We start from the raw sequence: 14,514 nt of genomic DNA on the forward strand, positions 1-14,514 counted from the left end.
CGGCGGACGCGGCCGATCTCCGGATTGCCAACGGCGGGTTCGACCAGGGCCTGACCGGCTGGAGCGGCTCGCACAGCCCCGGCGGGTTCACCGCCGTGACGTGGGACGGGCGCACCGCGGCACGCGTGGACGACACGTCCCCGGACAACGCCTACGGCCGGGAGAGCCAGCCCGGGCTGCCCGCCACCGCCGGTGTCCGGTACACCGCCTACGCCCAGGTCTGGACCGAGAGCGGCGCGGCCGACCTCTACCTGCGGTTCCGCGACGCCGCCGGGCAGCTGCTCGGCAGCGTGACCGGCGGTTCGGTCTCCGGCCGCCAGTGGAACACCGCCACGGCTTCGGGGGTGGCGCCCGCGGGCACCGCCACCGTCTCGGCGCTCGTCTACTCGGGCGTGGGCAACGTCGGCACCGCGTACTGGGACGAGGTGGTGATCGGCAAGGACACCACCGACCTCGGCGTTCAGCTGGAGAGCAGCGTCCCCAACGCCACCACCTTCGCCGGCGGCAAGGCCTACGCGGTCTACACCGGCACCGCCGACAGCAACCCGCAGCTGGCCGTCATCGACGTCGCCACCGGGAAGGTCACCTCGAAGCTCACCTTCCCGGACACCGCCAACACGCCCACCGTCGGCGGCTGGGCCGCCACCACGGCCACCGACGGCAGCGTCTACCTGGGCACCTACCCGAACTCGAAGCTGTACCGCCACGTACCGGGCACCAGCACGCTGACCGACCTCGGCCGTGCCGAAAGCGGGTACTCCTTCATCTGGGACCTCGAAGCCGGCGCGAACGGCAAGGTCTACGGCGGCACCTACAACAACGGCCGCTACTTCAAGTACGACAACGGCACGTTCACCACCATCGGCGCGACGCCGATCGTCGCCGGCGCGGAGTACGTGCGCAGCATCGCCCACGACCCGGCCGCCAACGCGACCTACCTCGGCACCGGGACGAACGCCTCGCTGGTGCGCTTCGACAACGTCACCGGGCGGACCGACAGCCTGCTGCCCGCCGAGTACGCGCACAACTCCATGGTCGGCGGGCTGACCTGGACCGGCGGCCGGCTGTTCGCCTGGTTCGACCGGACGCTGCTCGTGCTGCAGGTCGTCAAGAACGCCGACGGCTCGTACCGCTCGGTCGTGGACGCGGCGATCACCGACACCGACCTGCAGCACTCCCCGGCCGCGGACGGCAAGGTCTGGTTCACCAAGGACGGGCTGCTGCACTCCTACGACATCGCCACGAAGGCCGTGCAGCCGACGGCCGTCCGGCCCGACCTCGACGTCACCGGCTACAGCTGGGAGAACGGGACCCTGGTCGGTCTCGGCGCGGCGCCGGACGGCACCCGGATCTTCAAGTACACCCCGGCGACCGGCGCGTCGAGCACCCGGCTCGTTCCCGGCACCCCGGTGCTGCCGGCCGCGATCAACGCGCTCGGCACCGGCCCGGACGGCAAGATCTACACCGGCGGCTACCTCACCGGCGGCACCGGTGTGTACGACCCGCTGCACGGCGACGCCGACGAGAACCACCCGGACACGCGCACCATGACCGGCCTCAACCAGACCGACAGCCTGCTGGCCCACGACGGGAAGCTCTACATCGGCGTCTACCCCTCGGCCCGGCTGTACAGCTACACCCCGGGCGGCGAGTGGCCGCCGAAGCTGCAGTACACGGGTGGCGCCGCGGGCGACAAGGCAGCCGACTGCCGTCCGGGCGAAGGTCCGCCGCCGCAGGACCGCCCGTACGCGCTGGCCGGCGGCCCCGACGGCACTGTCTACATGGGAACGGTGCCGAAGTACGGCAAGCGCAGCGGCGCGCTGAGCATCTGGACGGACGGCACGCCGGGCCGGACCGTCTGCGTCGTCCCCGACCAGGCGGTGGTCTCCCTGGCGTACGCGGGCGGCAAGGTCTTCGGCGGCACGTCGACGCGGGGCGCGCTGGGCGTCACCCCGGTGTTCGCACCGGGCGCCTCGGCCGAAGTGTTCGCCTACGACCCGGCGAACGGAGCGGTGACGCGGTACGCGCTGCCCCTGACCGCACCGCGGGCCGTCACCGCACTGACCGAGGTGGACGGGCAGGTGTGGGGCCTGTCCGGCGGCTCCCTGCTGACCTTCGACCCGGCCAACCCGGCGGCGATGAAGACACAGCGCCTGTTCGCCGACCCGGACTACGACGCGAAGTCGACAATGGCCTGGCGCGACGGCGTGCTGCTGACGGTGCCCAAGGACCCGAGCCACGTGTACGGCACCCAGGGCGACCGGATCTTCCGGATCGACAAGGTGACGAAGGCGGTCACGGTCCTGCTGACCGAACCGGGCACGGAGGACCTGACGGCCGACCGCTTCGGCGACCTGTACTACAAGATCGGCGAACGCCTGCACCGGCTGACCGTCCACCCGTAGGAGAACGGCGGACGCGGGTCAGGCAGCGATCGCCCGGACCCACACGGGGAAGGGCGGAAACGCCGGGTCGGGCTGATCGGCCGCCACCGGCTCGAGCGCACTCCACGGCACGAGGCCGGGGCTCGGATCAGCGAGCGCGCAGGCGCGCGTCAAGAGATCGCGCGACGGCCTCGAAGGCAGCGACGACCCCCTCGGTCGCCGGCTCGGCGATGAAATCCAGCAGCACCGGCCCATTGTGTCCGGCAGGATCGACCCCATGCGCATCCGGATCCTCGACGCCGACATCACCACCCTCGAGGTCGACGTCGTCGTCAACGCCGCCAACTCCTCGCTGCTCGGCGGCGGCGGGGTCGACGGGGCGATCCACCGCAAGGGCGGGCCGGAGATCCTCGCCGCGTGCCGGGAGCTGCGCGCCGGGCACTACGGCAAGGGCCTGAAGACCGGGCAGGCCGTCGCCACCACCGCCGGGAAGCTGCCCGCGAAGTGGGTCGTGCACACCGTCGGCCCGGTGTGGTCGGCCTCCGAAGACCGCTCCGGCCTCCTTGCCGACTGCCACCGCAACGCCCTGCGGGTGGCGCGGGACCTCGGCGCCCGGACCGTCGCCTTCCCCGCCATCTCCACCGGCATCTACCGCTGGCCCCTGGAGTCAGCCGCGGGGATCGCGCTCACCACCGTCTCCGAGGCCGAACCCGGCCCGATCGAGGAGGTCCTCTTCGCTCTGCGCGGTGACGCGGCCGTCCGGGCCTTTCAGGCTCGTCACAACTCCCTTGCCTGAACGATCACCGAGCGGGCAGGGTGCAGGCGTGCCCACCCGCGCCCTGGTCTTCGACTTCGACGGCACGCTCGCCGACACCGAATCCGCCGTCCTGCAGTCCTGGCAGGACGTCTTCCGGGAGCACGGCACCGAGCTGCCCCTCGACGCCTGGTACGCCGTCATCGGCACCCAGCACACCACGCCCGCCATGTTCGCCCTGCTCGCCGAGCACGCTCCGGACATCGACCCCGAGGCGCTGCGGCCGATCACGAAAGCCCGCGTGCACGCGCTCCTCGAGGACCTCGGCCCGCGCGAAGGGGTCCGGGACTACCTCGAGACCGCGCGTCAGAACGGCCTCAAGCTGGCCGTCGCGTCCAGTTCGTCCGGGGGCTGGGTGAACCCGCACCTCGAACGGCTCGGCATCGACCACTACTTCGACGCCGTCCTCACCGGGGACCTCCACAACGCCAAGCCCGACCCCGACCTCTACCTCGCCGCTCTCGCCGCGCTCGGGACGGACGCCGCGGAGACCATCGCCTTCGAGGACACCCCGCACGGTGTCACCTCCGCCAAGGCCGCCGGCCTGACCTGCGTCGCCGTGCCGAACGCCATCACTCAGCACCTCGACTTCGGGCAGGCGGACGTCGTGCTGCCGTCCTTCACCGCCAAGCCCCTCGAGGCCCTGCTCAGCCGCTGACCAGCGCCAGCAGCCGGTCCAGGAACGGCAGCTGCCCCTTCAGCAGCTTCTCGCGGGCGAGGTCGAGCGAGAACCACTCGACCCGGTCCACCTCGGGGAACTCCTGCTGACGACCCGAGCGGGGCGGCCACTCCATCGAGAACGTCCCGGGTACCACCGCGGCCGGGTCGAGGTCGGCCTCGACCGCCCACGCCGTCACGACCTTGCCGCCCGACTGCTTCACCTCGCCCAGCGCGACGTACTCCCCGGACGGCGCGGGCAGCCCGAGCTCCTCCTCGAACTCGCGCCGGGCCGCCTTCTCCGGGGGCTCGTCCGGGTCGAGCTCGCCCTTGGGCAGCGACCACGCGGCCGCGTCCTTCTTCGCCCAGAACGGCCCGCCCATGTGCCCGAGCAGCACCTCGACGTCGTCGCCGCTGCCTCGGTAGAGCAGGAGCCCGGCACTCTGTTTGCCCGCCATGGAGAAATTCTCCCAAGATTTTTCCGGGAGGGTGTCGAAACCCGCCGGGGCCCGATCGACGCGTTGGCAGAAGGCAAGGGAAACCCCAGGGAAGGAACCCACCATGACCGCCACCATCGCCCGCGACAGCCAGCCCACCACCTCGGCGAAGACCCAGGTCACCGGCCTCGTGGTCGGCGCGAGCCGGATCGTGATCTCGTTCCTGTTCGGCTTCCACGGCCTGCAGGGATTCGGCTTCTTCGGTGGGATCGACGGCCAGGGCGGCGGCGTCCCGTTCGGCTCGTTCCCCGGCTGGTGGGGCAGCGTTTTCGAGCTCGTGGGCGCGCTGCTGCTGCTCGTCGGGCTCGCCAGCAGGCCGGCCGCGATCCTGCTCTCCGGCGTGATGGCCTACGCGTACTTCACCGTGCACGCCCCGATGGGCCTGCTGCCGCTGCAGAACATGGGCGAGCCCGCCGCGGTCTACGCGTGGGTCTTCCTGCTGTTCGCCGCGATCGGCCCCGGCCGCCTCGCGCTCGACAACCTGATCAAGCGCTGAGGGACAGGGCGCGGTCCTGTGAACCTCATTCAGCCGTCGGCCGGCGCAACTGTCACTACTTGCGGGCGCGTTGCGATCCGTAGCGCCGGCCTGACCAGAATGAGGTTCAGCTAGTAGCCGCCCTGGGCGGCCGCGAGGTCGGACCGCGCCATCACGTGTTCCATCAGGCTCGTCAGCACCTGCTTGGTCGACTCGCGCTCGCGGGCGTCGCACAGCAGCAGCGGGACGTCCATGCCGACGTCGAGCGCCTGCCGGACCTCCTCCGTGCCGTAGCGGTACGCGCCGTCGAAGCAGTTCACGCCGACGACGAACGGCAGGTTGCGGCGCTCGAAGAAGTCCACCGCGGCGAAGCAGCTGTCGAGCCGGCGCGTGTCGGCCAGCACGACGGCGCCGAGCGCGCCTTCGGCCAGCTCGTCCCACATGAACCAGAACCGGTCCTGCCCCGGCGTACCGAACAGGTACAGGATCAGGTCCGGGTTGATCGTGATGCGGCCGAAGTCGAGCGCGACCGTCGTGGTGGTCTTCTGCTCGACGCCGGACAGGTCGTCGACACCCTCGGACGCGGTGGTGATGACCTCCTCGGTCCGCAGTGGCGGCACTTCGCTCACCGAACCGACCATCGTGGTCTTGCCGACCCCGAACCCGCCGGCGATGAGTACCTTGACCGCGGTCGCGGTCAGGTTCCGCCGGGGGTCAGAGTTTCCGGATGCCATCAAGAACCGCCTGCAATACGTGTCGGTTGGGGGTTTCCTGGACCGGTGCCGCGGTACGGAACAGCACCAGGTTCTGCTCGATGAGGTCGCTCAGCATCACCTTCACCACGGGCAGCGGGAGATCGACCCGGGCGGCCACCTCGGCCACCGAGACCGGCCGCTGGCACAAGGCGATGATGCGCGCGTACTCGGGTTCGAGCATGCCCGCTTCGTGCGCCGTGCGCAGCGCCACCACGAGCGTGATGAGGTCGAGCCCGAGCGTGTCCGATCGCGTGCGGCCACCCGTGACCGCATACGACCGGACCAGCGGACCGGCCTCGTCGTCGAACCAGGCTTCGTGCCGTGCGCTCATGGCGCAGTGGGCTGCGCGCCGGCGGTCCGCGGGGCCGAGGTGAGCACCTGGCCGACCCGCTTCACCATCAGGTTCATCTCGTACGCGACCAGCCCCATGTCCGCGTCTTCACGGGCCAGCAGGGCGAGGCAGGCGCCTCGCCCGGCCGCCGTCACGAACAGGAACGCGTGGTCCATCTCGACCATCGTCTGGCGGACGTTGCCGCCACCGAAGTGCCGCCCGGTGCCGCGGGCCAGGCTCTGGAACGCCGAAGCCACCGCGGACAGGTGTTCGGCGTCCTCCTCGGAAAGGTTGCCCGACCTCCCGATCAGCAGGCCGTCCGAGGACAGCACCACCGCCCGGTCCGCCCCGGCGACCCGCTTGACGAGGTCGTCCAGCAGCCAGTCGAGCTCGTGGGCGCCTGAGTTGACCATTACTCGCGCTCTCCGTACCTGTCGTCGTTCTCGGAAAACTCTTCGTCACGGGCCCGCCGGGTGCCCTGCTGGAAGGCGGACAGCCTGCTCCGGGCAACCTCCGGGGAATCCAGCCTGACCTCTTCGCGTTCCGCGGTCGCGGGCTTATCTTCCCGCAGCTGCGGGACGAGGCTCTGCTGGCGTCGCCGTTGCGGCAGCGGCGGCCGGCCGGGTGCCTCCGGGCGGCGCGGCTGCTGCGGACGGCTTTCGGGAGTCGCCGCGGCCCGCGGCTCCTGCGGCGGCCACACCGGCTGCTGCGCCGCCGGACGCGCCGGGCGCGAAGTCCGGTTCGGCGACGCGGGCGGCCGGACGGCGGCCACCGGCTGGGCCTGGGTCGGCTGGCTCACCGGCTCCGCCACCGACGCGACCGGGACCGGCGTCGGCACGGACGGCGGCTGGCTGGACGGCGCCTGAACCGGGGCCGGCGGCGGCACGGTCACCGGCGGGACGGCGACGGTCGGCTGGGCCACCGTCGGTTGCGACACGGGCTCGGGCGCCCTCGGCGGGGCCGGCGCCTCGGTGCGGTGCCGGGCGGCCGGGCGGCGGACCGGCCGCTTGAGCGGCGCGACCTCGTCGTTGGCCGTGGTCTCCGGCTCGGCCGGGTTCGGGACGAGCTCCGGCTTCGGCGGGGTGATCGGCTGCTCCGGCTCGATCTCGGCGAGCGGGGCCAGCAGGTCGGTGCGCACCAGCACGATGGCCCGGGTGCCGCCGTAGGCCGACTCCCGCAGGTGCACCTGGATGCCGTGCCGCGCGGCCAGCCGCGCGACCACGAACAGGCCCAGGCGCGGCTCGTCCGACAGCGCCATGATCCCGAAGTCCGGCGGGTCGGCCAGCATCGAGTTGATCTCTTCGGTCTGGTCCGGCTCGAGCCCGAGGCCCTGGTCCTCGACCTCGATCACGACACCCTTGCCGACCACGTTGCCGCGGATCTCGACCCGCGACTGCGGCGGCGAGAACGCCGTCGCGTTGTCGATCAGCTCGGCGAGCAGGTGCACGAGGTCGCCGACGACCGGGCCGCGGATGGCGATCTGCGGCAGCACCGCCGTCTTGACCCGGGCGAAGTCCTCGGTCTCGGCGGACGCGCCGCGGACCAGCTCGGCCAGCCCGACCGGGTTGCGCCACTGCCGGCCCGGCTGCCCGCCGCCGAGGATGATCAGGTTCTCGGCGTTGCGGCGGGCGCGGGTGGAGAGGTGGTCGAGCTGGAACAGCGTGTCCAGCTGGTCCGGGTCCTCCTGCTTGCGCTCGGCCTGGTCGAGCACCTTGAGCTGGCGGTGCACGATGACCTGGCTGCGGTGGGCGATGTTGAGGAACACCGTCTTGGTGCCCTCCTTGGTCTTCGCCTCGTCGATGGCGGCCGCGATGGCGGTCTGCTGCGCCTTGTTGAAGGCGTCGGCGACCTGGCCGATCTCGTCGGTGCCGTGGTCGAGGAAGTGCCCGCCCTCTTCGAGGTCGACGGGCTCGCCGGCCTGGACGCGCGCGACCAGTTCGGGCAGCCGGACCTCGGCCGCGTCGAGGGTGTCCTCGCGCAGCCGGTGCAGGCGGCCGATGAGCCGGTTCGACAGCCGGACGGCGACGAAGACCACGAAGACCGCGAACAGGACCGCGACCACACCGGCGATCAGCGACTCGGTGAACGTCGAGTCCGCGTCGTTGATCGCGGCCTGGCTCGCGTTCGAGCTCTGCAGGATGAAGATGCCCATCATCGCGGCGCCGACCTGGCGGGCCGCGGCCCGCCACTGGTCCTGCGGCACCGGCAGCTTCGACAGGTCGCCGCGCAGGAACGCGGTCTCGACCTGGTTCACCGTCTGCCACGGCTGGCTGGCCAGCAGCTCGTCGTACTTGGCCTTGACCTCGGGGATCAGCTTCGGCGCCGAGGCGTCGAGCTGGGCGTGGTAGGCACCGACCTGGCCGACGTAGGTGCGGAAGTCGTCATTGGACAGCCCGCCCGCGGCGAGGCCGGCGGCGGCGAGCGCGTCACTGCGCTGCATCTGGTCGGCTGCGGTGAACAGCGGGATGGCGGTCAGCCGGTCGAACGCGTTCTGGGCGCCGCGCGCGTTCTGGGCCAGCCCGGCCACGCCGTCGGTGAACTGGTCGATCATCTTGTTGTAGTAGACGAAGGCCTGGTTGAGCTGCATCTGGCCGCTGTCGACCGCCTGCCGGTTCGCCGGCAGCTGCTGGTACAGACCGAAGAAGGTGGTGATGTTCTTCAGAACGCTCGGCGGGGTGTCGTCGTAGTCGGCGAAGTTGTCGCGGAGGTACTCGATCGTCTTCGCGGCGTTCTCGTCCGTCTTCGGGCGGACGGCCGCGAGCACCGCGCGCTGGTTGCTCTGGCCCGCGAGCAGGGTCAGCGTGGCCTGGCGTTCCTGCTGCAGGGAGGCGAGGAACGGGATCGACGGGGCCTCCGAGCCCCGGATGCGGTTGGTGTAGTCCCGGCCCGTGACGGCGTCGTAGATCAGGTAGCCCGCGAGGGCCACGCCGACGAGCAAGAGCGCGATACTGGGGACCAGCGCGATCGTGAGCACGCGCTTCCGAATCGAGGATCCCCGGTTGCGTCGAAGAGAAATCTGCTTCACCTGGGTCCGTTTTCCTTCCGGCAGTACATGGTTTCGGGTCGCCCGAGGCGGTCAACACCCGGATTCCGACCAGCCGGATCAACATCACCGTGGTCTGCTTCGCCCGCGACGACGTTAGGCAGCCCTCCAGGGCGCGTCAAGTCCGTGGCGATAACGTGATCTTGGATCGGTGACCCGTCCACACTCGCTGCCTGCGCTTGGAAAGTCCACCACCGTAAGTCGTGAGCTTCGTCGCAGGGCGACTTTCGTTCCACGCACGTATGTGAGTAACGGAAGCGCTCCCGGATCCGCCGCGCGTCCCGGCGGGGGCCGACTACGTACGACAGCGACGAATCGTTCGGTGACAAACATCACGGACCAGGGTGCGCACCCCCGGACGCCGCCTTCGTCCGGAGTGGACGGCCCCGGAAAAGCGGAATGGGCAGGATTCGCGGGCGCGGCCACGGATTCCCCGGGCAACGGGCCGGAATTCCCGTTATTCCGCAACCGCGGCCGGTTGACCACGCTGCGTCGGCCCGGTACCGGTTCCGCGGCGGCGGCCGCTCGTCAGCCCGGGAACTCGTCGGCCAGCGTGTTCCAGAAGAGCAGCTCGTAGCTCTGGAACAGCCGGGCGCAGCGGTGCGCTTCGCGCTCGTCGAGCCGGCGCGCGTCGAGGCCGGCCTGGATCGCGGCGAGCGCTTGTTCTTCAATTTCCGGGACGTCCGCCGCGAAAAAGTCGAAGAACGCGCACTGCTCACCAGTGAAGCCGTAGTGCTCGCGCATGCCGGCGGCGACGTCCCGGCAGTACCGGCCGAAGGCGGCGAAGTTGGCGAAGATCCCCGCCGCGGTCGCCGACGACTCGCCGTTCAGCGCGAGCCAGGCGACGTAGGCCGGGTAGACCTGGCAGCCCGCGCGCGGGCGTTCCTCCCCGTGGTCCGGACCAGTCGCCGCGAGCAACGCGTCCAGCATCCCGTTCGCCTGCTGCTCGCCCGGCGCCAGCCCGCCGAAGAAGGTGCGCGCGTTCGGCTCGTCGGCCCGGGCGGCCAGCTCGTGGAAGCTGCGCCAGTCGCTGAGGGTGATCAGCTTCTCCTCGGCGGCGAGCGCGGCGAAGACCGCGCGCGGCGCCCGCCCCGCGGTGATCAGCGGTACGAGCCGGTTGTCGCCGTCGCGCGGAGCGAGTTCGGCCTGGATCTTCACGAGCAGTTCACGAGCCGACCGCGTCATCGGTTCCCCCTGGAGTCCGCCGCCCCCGCCGGAAGCGGTCCTCCCATTGAAGCGCGGTTCGCGCGCGAACGCCCGTGTACACAGTGGACAGTGGTGGAGACCTGACCGCTATGTCCGGTTCGACGGTGCCGCTTGACGTGGCCGCGATTCTCTATCCACCCGCGCCGGGAGCCCCTACAGTGTGGCCATCCGCAGCTTTCGAGGAGGCCAGCGTTGACCACCCCGTCCGTCGCCGAGCAGACCGAAGGCCAGACGATCCCGCGGCTGCTGCACCGCAACGCGGTCGAATACCCGGACCTGCCGGCGATCACCTCGCTCGACCTCGAAGGACAGCCGACGCTGACCTGGCTGGAGTTCCGCACGGCGATCGCCGAAGTCTCCCGCGGGCTGGCCGGGCTCGGGCTCGCCGCGGGTGACCGCATGCTGATCATGGCGCCCGGCTGCCCGGACCACATCGTCGCCGACCTCGCCGCGACGCACCTGGCCACGATCCCCTGCACCGCCTACGCCACCCTCAGCCCGGACCAGATCGGGTTCGTCGCGCGGCACAGCGCGGCGCCGGTCGTGGTGCTCGGCGGGGAGAACGAGCTGGCGCGCTGGCGGCCGGTGCTCGACGACCTCCCGGCTCTGCGGCACGTCGTCGTCATGGACGAGACCGCGATCCCCGAAGGCGACGACCGGTTCCTCTCCCTCGCCGACCTGCGCGCCCGGGGCCGGGAAGCGCTTGCCGCCGACCCCGAGGCCTTCGAACGGTCGTGGCAGGGGATCAAGCCGGACGACCCGCTCTCCATGATCTACACCTCCGGCACCACCGGCGCCCCGAAGGGCGTCGTGCTTTCGCACCGCAACGCGATCCACCAGGCGTACGCGGTCACCAAGCTGCACCACCCGCCGATGCACGCGACGAACATCGCGTACCTGCCGCTGGCGCACATCGCCGAGCGGGAGCTGTCGATCTACCTGCCGATCGTCTGGGCGGGGCACGTGCACACCCTCGCCGACCCCACGGGGGTCGTCGGCGCGCTCGGCAAGGTGCACCCGCAGAGCTTCTTCGGCGTCCCGCGCGTGTGGGAGAAGATGGTCGCCGGGCTCAAGAACATGCTCGGCGGCGTGCCGGAAGACCGGCGCACCGCGCTGCTGCAGGCGAACGAACTGCTGCAGCAGGGCTACAAGCTGCGCAGCGCCGGGAAGCCGGTGCCCGCGGAGCTGGCCGAGAAGATCCGGCAGACCGACGAGGCCGCGCTGGCGCCGGTGCGCGCGCTGCTCGGGCTCGACAACGTGCTCGTCGCCTCCAGCGGCGCGGCCGCCCTCCCGGTGGAGATCATCTACTTCCTGGCCGGGCTCGGCATCGAGATCTGCGAGGTCTGGGGCCTGTCCGAGACGACGGGCGCGGCGACGTCCAACTCCGTCGAGTCGTTCCGGGCGGGCACCGTCGGCAAGGCGGTCGAAGGCGTCGAGGTGAAGGTCGCCGAGGACGGCGAGCTGCTGGTCCGCGGGCCGATCGTGTTCCTCGGTTACCTGCAGGAGGACGGCACGATCGCCGACGCCACCGACGCCGACGGCTGGCTGGCCACCGGCGACATCGGCACGATCGACGAAGACGGTTTCGTGACGATCACCGACCGCAAGAAGGAACTGATCATCACCTCGAGCGGCAAGAACATCGCGCCGACCCGCGTCGAGGGCCTGCTCAAGGAGCACCCGCTGATCGGCCAGGCCGTCGCGATCGGCGACGACCGCCCGTACGTGACGGCGCTGATCGTGCTCGACGACGAGATCGCCCCCGGCTGGGCCGCGGCCAACGGCGTCGAAGCGGCCCCGGAGGAGCTCGCCGACCACCCGGCCGTGCGGGCCGAGCTGGAACGCGCGGTCGAGTCGGCCAACAGCAGGCTCGCCCGGATCGAGCAGATCAAGCGCTACCACGTGCTGCCGAAGGCCTGGACGCCCGAATCCGGCGAGCTGACCCCGACGCTCAAGCTCAAGCGCCGGGTCATCAACGACCGCTATTCGGCCGACATCGAGGCCCTCTACGCGGCGACCCGGGACCCGGAGCCCGCCGCGGGCTCCTAAGCCGTCCGGGGCGAGGTCGACTCCGTCCACTTGCGCAGCCGCGGCGGGACGCGCTTTTCCAGGCCGTAGTTCTCCAGGTGGGCGGAGAAGACCTCGTCGAAGGCCTTCTGCACGGTCTCGGTGTCCCACACCGGACGCTCGAGGATCGGCTGCTTGAGGAACGGCTGGCCCATGATGTGCAGCTGCGGGCCGTTGCACCGGATCATCTGGCCGGTGATGCCGTGCGAGCCCTCGCCGAGCAGGAACAGCACGACCGGGGCGATCCGCGACGGCGTGCGGTCCGGCGGGCAGGCGCGCAGCGAGCGTTCGGACTTCCACACCATCCGGGTGTGCGCGAGCGGGCAGACGGCGTTGACGCGGATCCCGGCGTCCTCGAGGTCGAGGGCCCAGGAGTAGGTCAGGGACGCGACCGCACCCTTGCTCGCCGCGTACACGCCGAGCTTGCGCTGCCCGAGGGAAGCGCCCGAGGAGATGTTGACGATCGAGCCGCCGGTGCCCGCGTCGACCATCGCCTTGATCGCGGCCAGGCCGGTGTTCACCACGCCGAGGACGTTGACCGCGATGAGCTCCCGCGCCTGCTCGGCGTCGTCCTCCCAGGGCAGCGCCTCGTAGTTCAGCCCGGCGTTGTTGACCAGCCCGTCGATGCCGCCGAACTCCTTGACGCAGAGGTCGACGATCTCCTGCGCCTCGCCCGCCTCGGCCACGCTGTGCCCGCTCGCGACGGCGCGGCCGCCGTGCGCGCGGATGTTCTCCGCCGTCCGCTCGGCCAGCTCGGCGTCGACGTCGTTGACCACCACCGCCCCGCCCGCGCGCGCGACGTGCACCGCGAACGCCTCGCCCAGGCCCCGGCCGGCGCCGGTGACCACGACCGCCTTGCCCTGCATCAACCCGTCCATGCTTCTCCCCGATCTGCGGCGCCGGCGGCGCGCGGTCCGTCCACCCCGGCCGGCTCACTGTCCAGTCTTGGCCCATTCGGTCCAACGCGGCATCGGCCCGACGACGAGCGGCCGCCGCCCTGCGCCGAGCGAGTCCGGATCGATCAGTCCGGACGTACCCGTGGGCCGGTCACGAGGGGGTGACTGGCTCGCATTCAGGGGACGCCGGGGCGTAACCGGCGGCATACTGTGGGTGCTTCCCGGTGGTAGACCGTGACTCCCCCGGTCGGGGTCGTCACCGGAGAGGCAGAATGCGAATGCCCATATTCACTCGATCGGGGGACGGTGGTCACGAGGTGACGACACGCGCGACACCCCGGTTCCGGGCCGTCCTGGCCAACCGGGAGTTCCGCGCGCTGTGGTTCGCCGAGACGCAGTCGATGCTGGGTGACCAGCTGACCATCGTCGCGCTGGCCATCCTCACCTTCGACCGGACCGGGTCACCGCTGCTGTCGGCCGTCGTCTACTCCCTGACGTTCCTGCCCGCGCTCGCCGGCGGGCTCGGGCTCTCCCAGCTCGCCGACCGGTTCCCCCGGCGCGCGGTGCTGGTGACCAGCTCGTTCGCGCAGGCCGTGCTGATCGGGCTGATGGCGCTGCCCGCGATGCCGCTGGGCTGGCTGTTCGCGCTGTTCGTCCTCGCGCGGCTGGCGAACGCGCCGGGCAACGCGGCGCAGAACGCGCTCGGCCGCGAGGTCTTCGCCGACGACGACGTCTACCTGCAGAGCCAGGACCTGCGGGGGATCACGAACAACACCGCGATGCTGGCCGGCCTGGCCGCCGGCGGGCTGCTGGTGACGACGATCGGGACGTCGTGGGCGCTGGCGATCGACGCGCTGACGTTCCTGGTGGCCGCGGTCGCCGTGCGGCTGCTGGTGCTGCGCCGGCCCGCGGCGGGCAACGGCGGCGCCCCGTGGTTCGGCGCCGTAAGGCAGGTTTTCGGCGACGAACGGCTGCGGGTGCTGCTCTACCTGTCCTGGCTCGTCGGCCTGGCGGTGATCCCGGAGGGCCTCGCGGCGCCGCTCGCCGCACAGCTGGGCGCGGGCGACCAGGCGGTGGGCTGGCTGCTGGCCGCCGACCCGCTGGGCTTCGTCGCCGGGACGTTCCTGCTGTCGCGGTTCGTCACGACGGAGCACCGCCGCAAGCTGCTGGGCGTGCTGGCCGCGCTGCCGCTGGCCGCGCTGGCGGCGTTCGCGCTGCGGCCGAACCTGGCCTTCGCGCTCATCCTGCTCGCGCTGGCCGGCGCGACGGGCGCGTACGTCATCACGGTGTCGGCCACGTTCATCACCTGGGTGCCGAACGACGTCCGGGGCAGCGCGGGCGGCCTGTACCGGACCGGGCTGCGGGTCGCCCAGGGGGTGGGCGTCGGCC

General features: G+C 71.4%; 13 protein-coding genes. 6 read left to right on the top strand and 7 right to left on the bottom strand.

Features of this window, described 5'->3' with window-relative positions:
- The 3 genes from CCN39_RS50165 to CCN39_RS16670 all read left to right on the top strand — a co-directional run.
- The coding region (locus tag CCN39_RS50165; RefSeq protein WP_086842997.1) for an NHL repeat-containing protein at positions 1 to 2,405 on the top strand (2,405 nt) is incomplete at its 5' end.
- A gap of 256 nt (positions 2,406 to 2,661) precedes the next feature.
- Positions 2,662 to 3,180 (top strand): O-acetyl-ADP-ribose deacetylase, encoded by a 519-nt coding sequence (locus CCN39_RS16665; protein ID WP_086842998.1) that lies wholly within the window; start codon positions 2,662 to 2,664, stop codon positions 3,178 to 3,180.
- A gap of 28 nt (positions 3,181 to 3,208) precedes the next feature.
- On the top strand, positions 3,209 to 3,856 hold the full coding sequence (locus tag CCN39_RS16670; protein ID WP_086843000.1) for an HAD family hydrolase: 648 nt from the start codon (positions 3,209 to 3,211) through the stop codon (positions 3,854 to 3,856).
- On the opposite strand, the gene CCN39_RS16675 is transcribed toward CCN39_RS16670, so the two are convergent.
- On the bottom strand, positions 3,846 to 4,313 hold the full coding sequence (locus tag CCN39_RS16675; protein WP_086843002.1) for an NUDIX hydrolase: 468 nt from the start codon (positions 4,311 to 4,313) through the stop codon (positions 3,846 to 3,848). The two genes, CCN39_RS16670 and CCN39_RS16675, sit on opposite strands and share 11 nt — an antisense overlap.
- Positions 4,314 to 4,416: 103 nt before the next feature.
- On the opposite strand from CCN39_RS16675, the gene CCN39_RS16680 reads away from it, so the two are divergent.
- Positions 4,417 to 4,848 carry a DoxX family protein gene (locus CCN39_RS16680; RefSeq protein ID WP_086843003.1) on the top strand — a complete coding sequence of 144 codons (432 nt, stop codon included), beginning with the start codon at positions 4,417 to 4,419 and terminating at the stop codon, positions 4,846 to 4,848.
- Between the two features lie 110 nt (positions 4,849 to 4,958).
- Here the strand turns inward: CCN39_RS16680 and CCN39_RS16685 are convergent, their stop codons facing one another.
- The 5 genes from CCN39_RS16685 to CCN39_RS16705 form a co-directional block, all read right to left on the bottom strand.
- Positions 4,959 to 5,561, bottom strand: a complete 603-nt coding sequence (locus tag CCN39_RS16685) for a GTP-binding protein (protein ID WP_004561734.1) — start codon at positions 5,559 to 5,561, stop codon at positions 4,959 to 4,961.
- Positions 5,542 to 5,913: a DUF742 domain-containing protein gene (locus CCN39_RS16690; protein WP_004561733.1), complete on the bottom strand. Its 372-nt coding sequence runs from the start codon at positions 5,911 to 5,913 to the stop codon at positions 5,542 to 5,544. The genes CCN39_RS16685 and CCN39_RS16690 overlap by 20 nt, the downstream gene beginning before the upstream one ends.
- The gene (locus CCN39_RS16695) at positions 5,910 to 6,326 is read right to left on the bottom strand and encodes a roadblock/LC7 domain-containing protein (RefSeq protein WP_043776694.1); all 417 of its coding nucleotides are present in this window, start codon (positions 6,324 to 6,326) and stop codon (positions 5,910 to 5,912) included. Before CCN39_RS16695 ends, CCN39_RS16690 begins: the two co-directional genes overlap by 4 nt.
- Positions 6,326 to 8,887, bottom strand: a complete 2,562-nt coding sequence (locus CCN39_RS16700) for a sensor histidine kinase (protein WP_086843005.1) — start codon at positions 8,885 to 8,887, stop codon at positions 6,326 to 6,328. Before CCN39_RS16700 ends, CCN39_RS16695 begins: the two co-directional genes overlap by 1 nt.
- A 597-nt stretch (positions 8,888 to 9,484) precedes the next feature.
- Positions 9,485 to 10,141 (bottom strand): transcriptional regulator, encoded by a 657-nt coding sequence (locus tag CCN39_RS16705; protein ID WP_086843007.1) that lies wholly within the window; start codon positions 10,139 to 10,141, stop codon positions 9,485 to 9,487.
- Positions 10,142 to 10,354: 213 nt separating this feature from the next.
- Here CCN39_RS16705 and CCN39_RS16710 point away from each other — a divergent pair, with 213 nt between their 5' ends.
- Positions 10,355 to 12,211 carry an AMP-dependent synthetase/ligase gene (locus CCN39_RS16710; RefSeq protein WP_086843009.1) on the top strand — a complete coding sequence of 619 codons (1,857 nt, stop codon included), beginning with the start codon at positions 10,355 to 10,357 and terminating at the stop codon, positions 12,209 to 12,211.
- Here the strand turns inward: CCN39_RS16710 and CCN39_RS16715 are convergent.
- Positions 12,208 to 13,107, bottom strand: coding sequence for an SDR family NAD(P)-dependent oxidoreductase (locus tag CCN39_RS16715; RefSeq protein ID WP_086843011.1), 900 nt, complete (start codon positions 13,105 to 13,107; stop codon positions 12,208 to 12,210). The two genes, CCN39_RS16710 and CCN39_RS16715, sit on opposite strands and share 4 nt — an antisense overlap.
- A 296-nt stretch (positions 13,108 to 13,403) precedes the next feature.
- On the opposite strand from CCN39_RS16715, the gene CCN39_RS16720 reads away from it, so the two are divergent.
- The coding region (locus CCN39_RS16720) for an MFS transporter (protein ID WP_434781108.1) at positions 13,404 to 14,514 on the top strand (1,111 nt) is incomplete at its 3' end.

Origin of the sequence: Amycolatopsis kentuckyensis, assembly GCF_002155975.1 — a bacterium.
GTDB classification, from domain to species: Bacteria; Actinomycetota; Actinomycetes; order Mycobacteriales; family Pseudonocardiaceae; genus Amycolatopsis; species Amycolatopsis kentuckyensis.

Excerpts from the sequence above, each read along its gene's own strand:
- CCN39_RS16665 (WP_086842998.1), top strand. The coding sequence starts at position 2,662 with ATGCGCATCCGGATCCTCGACGCCGACATCACCACCCTCGAGGTCGAC.
- CCN39_RS16675 (WP_086843002.1), bottom strand. The coding sequence starts at position 4,313 with ATGGCGGGCAAACAGAGTGCCGGGCTCCTGCTCTACCGAGGCAGCGGC.
- CCN39_RS16680 (WP_086843003.1), top strand. The coding sequence starts at position 4,417 with ATGACCGCCACCATCGCCCGCGACAGCCAGCCCACCACCTCGGCGAAG.
- CCN39_RS16685 (WP_004561734.1), bottom strand. The coding sequence starts at position 5,561 with ATGGCATCCGGAAACTCTGACCCCCGGCGGAACCTGACCGCGACCGCG.
- CCN39_RS16690 (WP_004561733.1), bottom strand. The coding sequence starts at position 5,913 with ATGAGCGCACGGCACGAAGCCTGGTTCGACGACGAGGCCGGTCCGCTG.
- CCN39_RS16695 (WP_043776694.1), bottom strand. The coding sequence starts at position 6,326 with ATGGTCAACTCAGGCGCCCACGAGCTCGACTGGCTGCTGGACGACCTC.
- CCN39_RS16705 (WP_086843007.1), bottom strand. The coding sequence starts at position 10,141 with ATGACGCGGTCGGCTCGTGAACTGCTCGTGAAGATCCAGGCCGAACTC.
- CCN39_RS16715 (WP_086843011.1), bottom strand. The coding sequence starts at position 13,107 with ATGGACGGGTTGATGCAGGGCAAGGCGGTCGTGGTCACCGGCGCCGGC.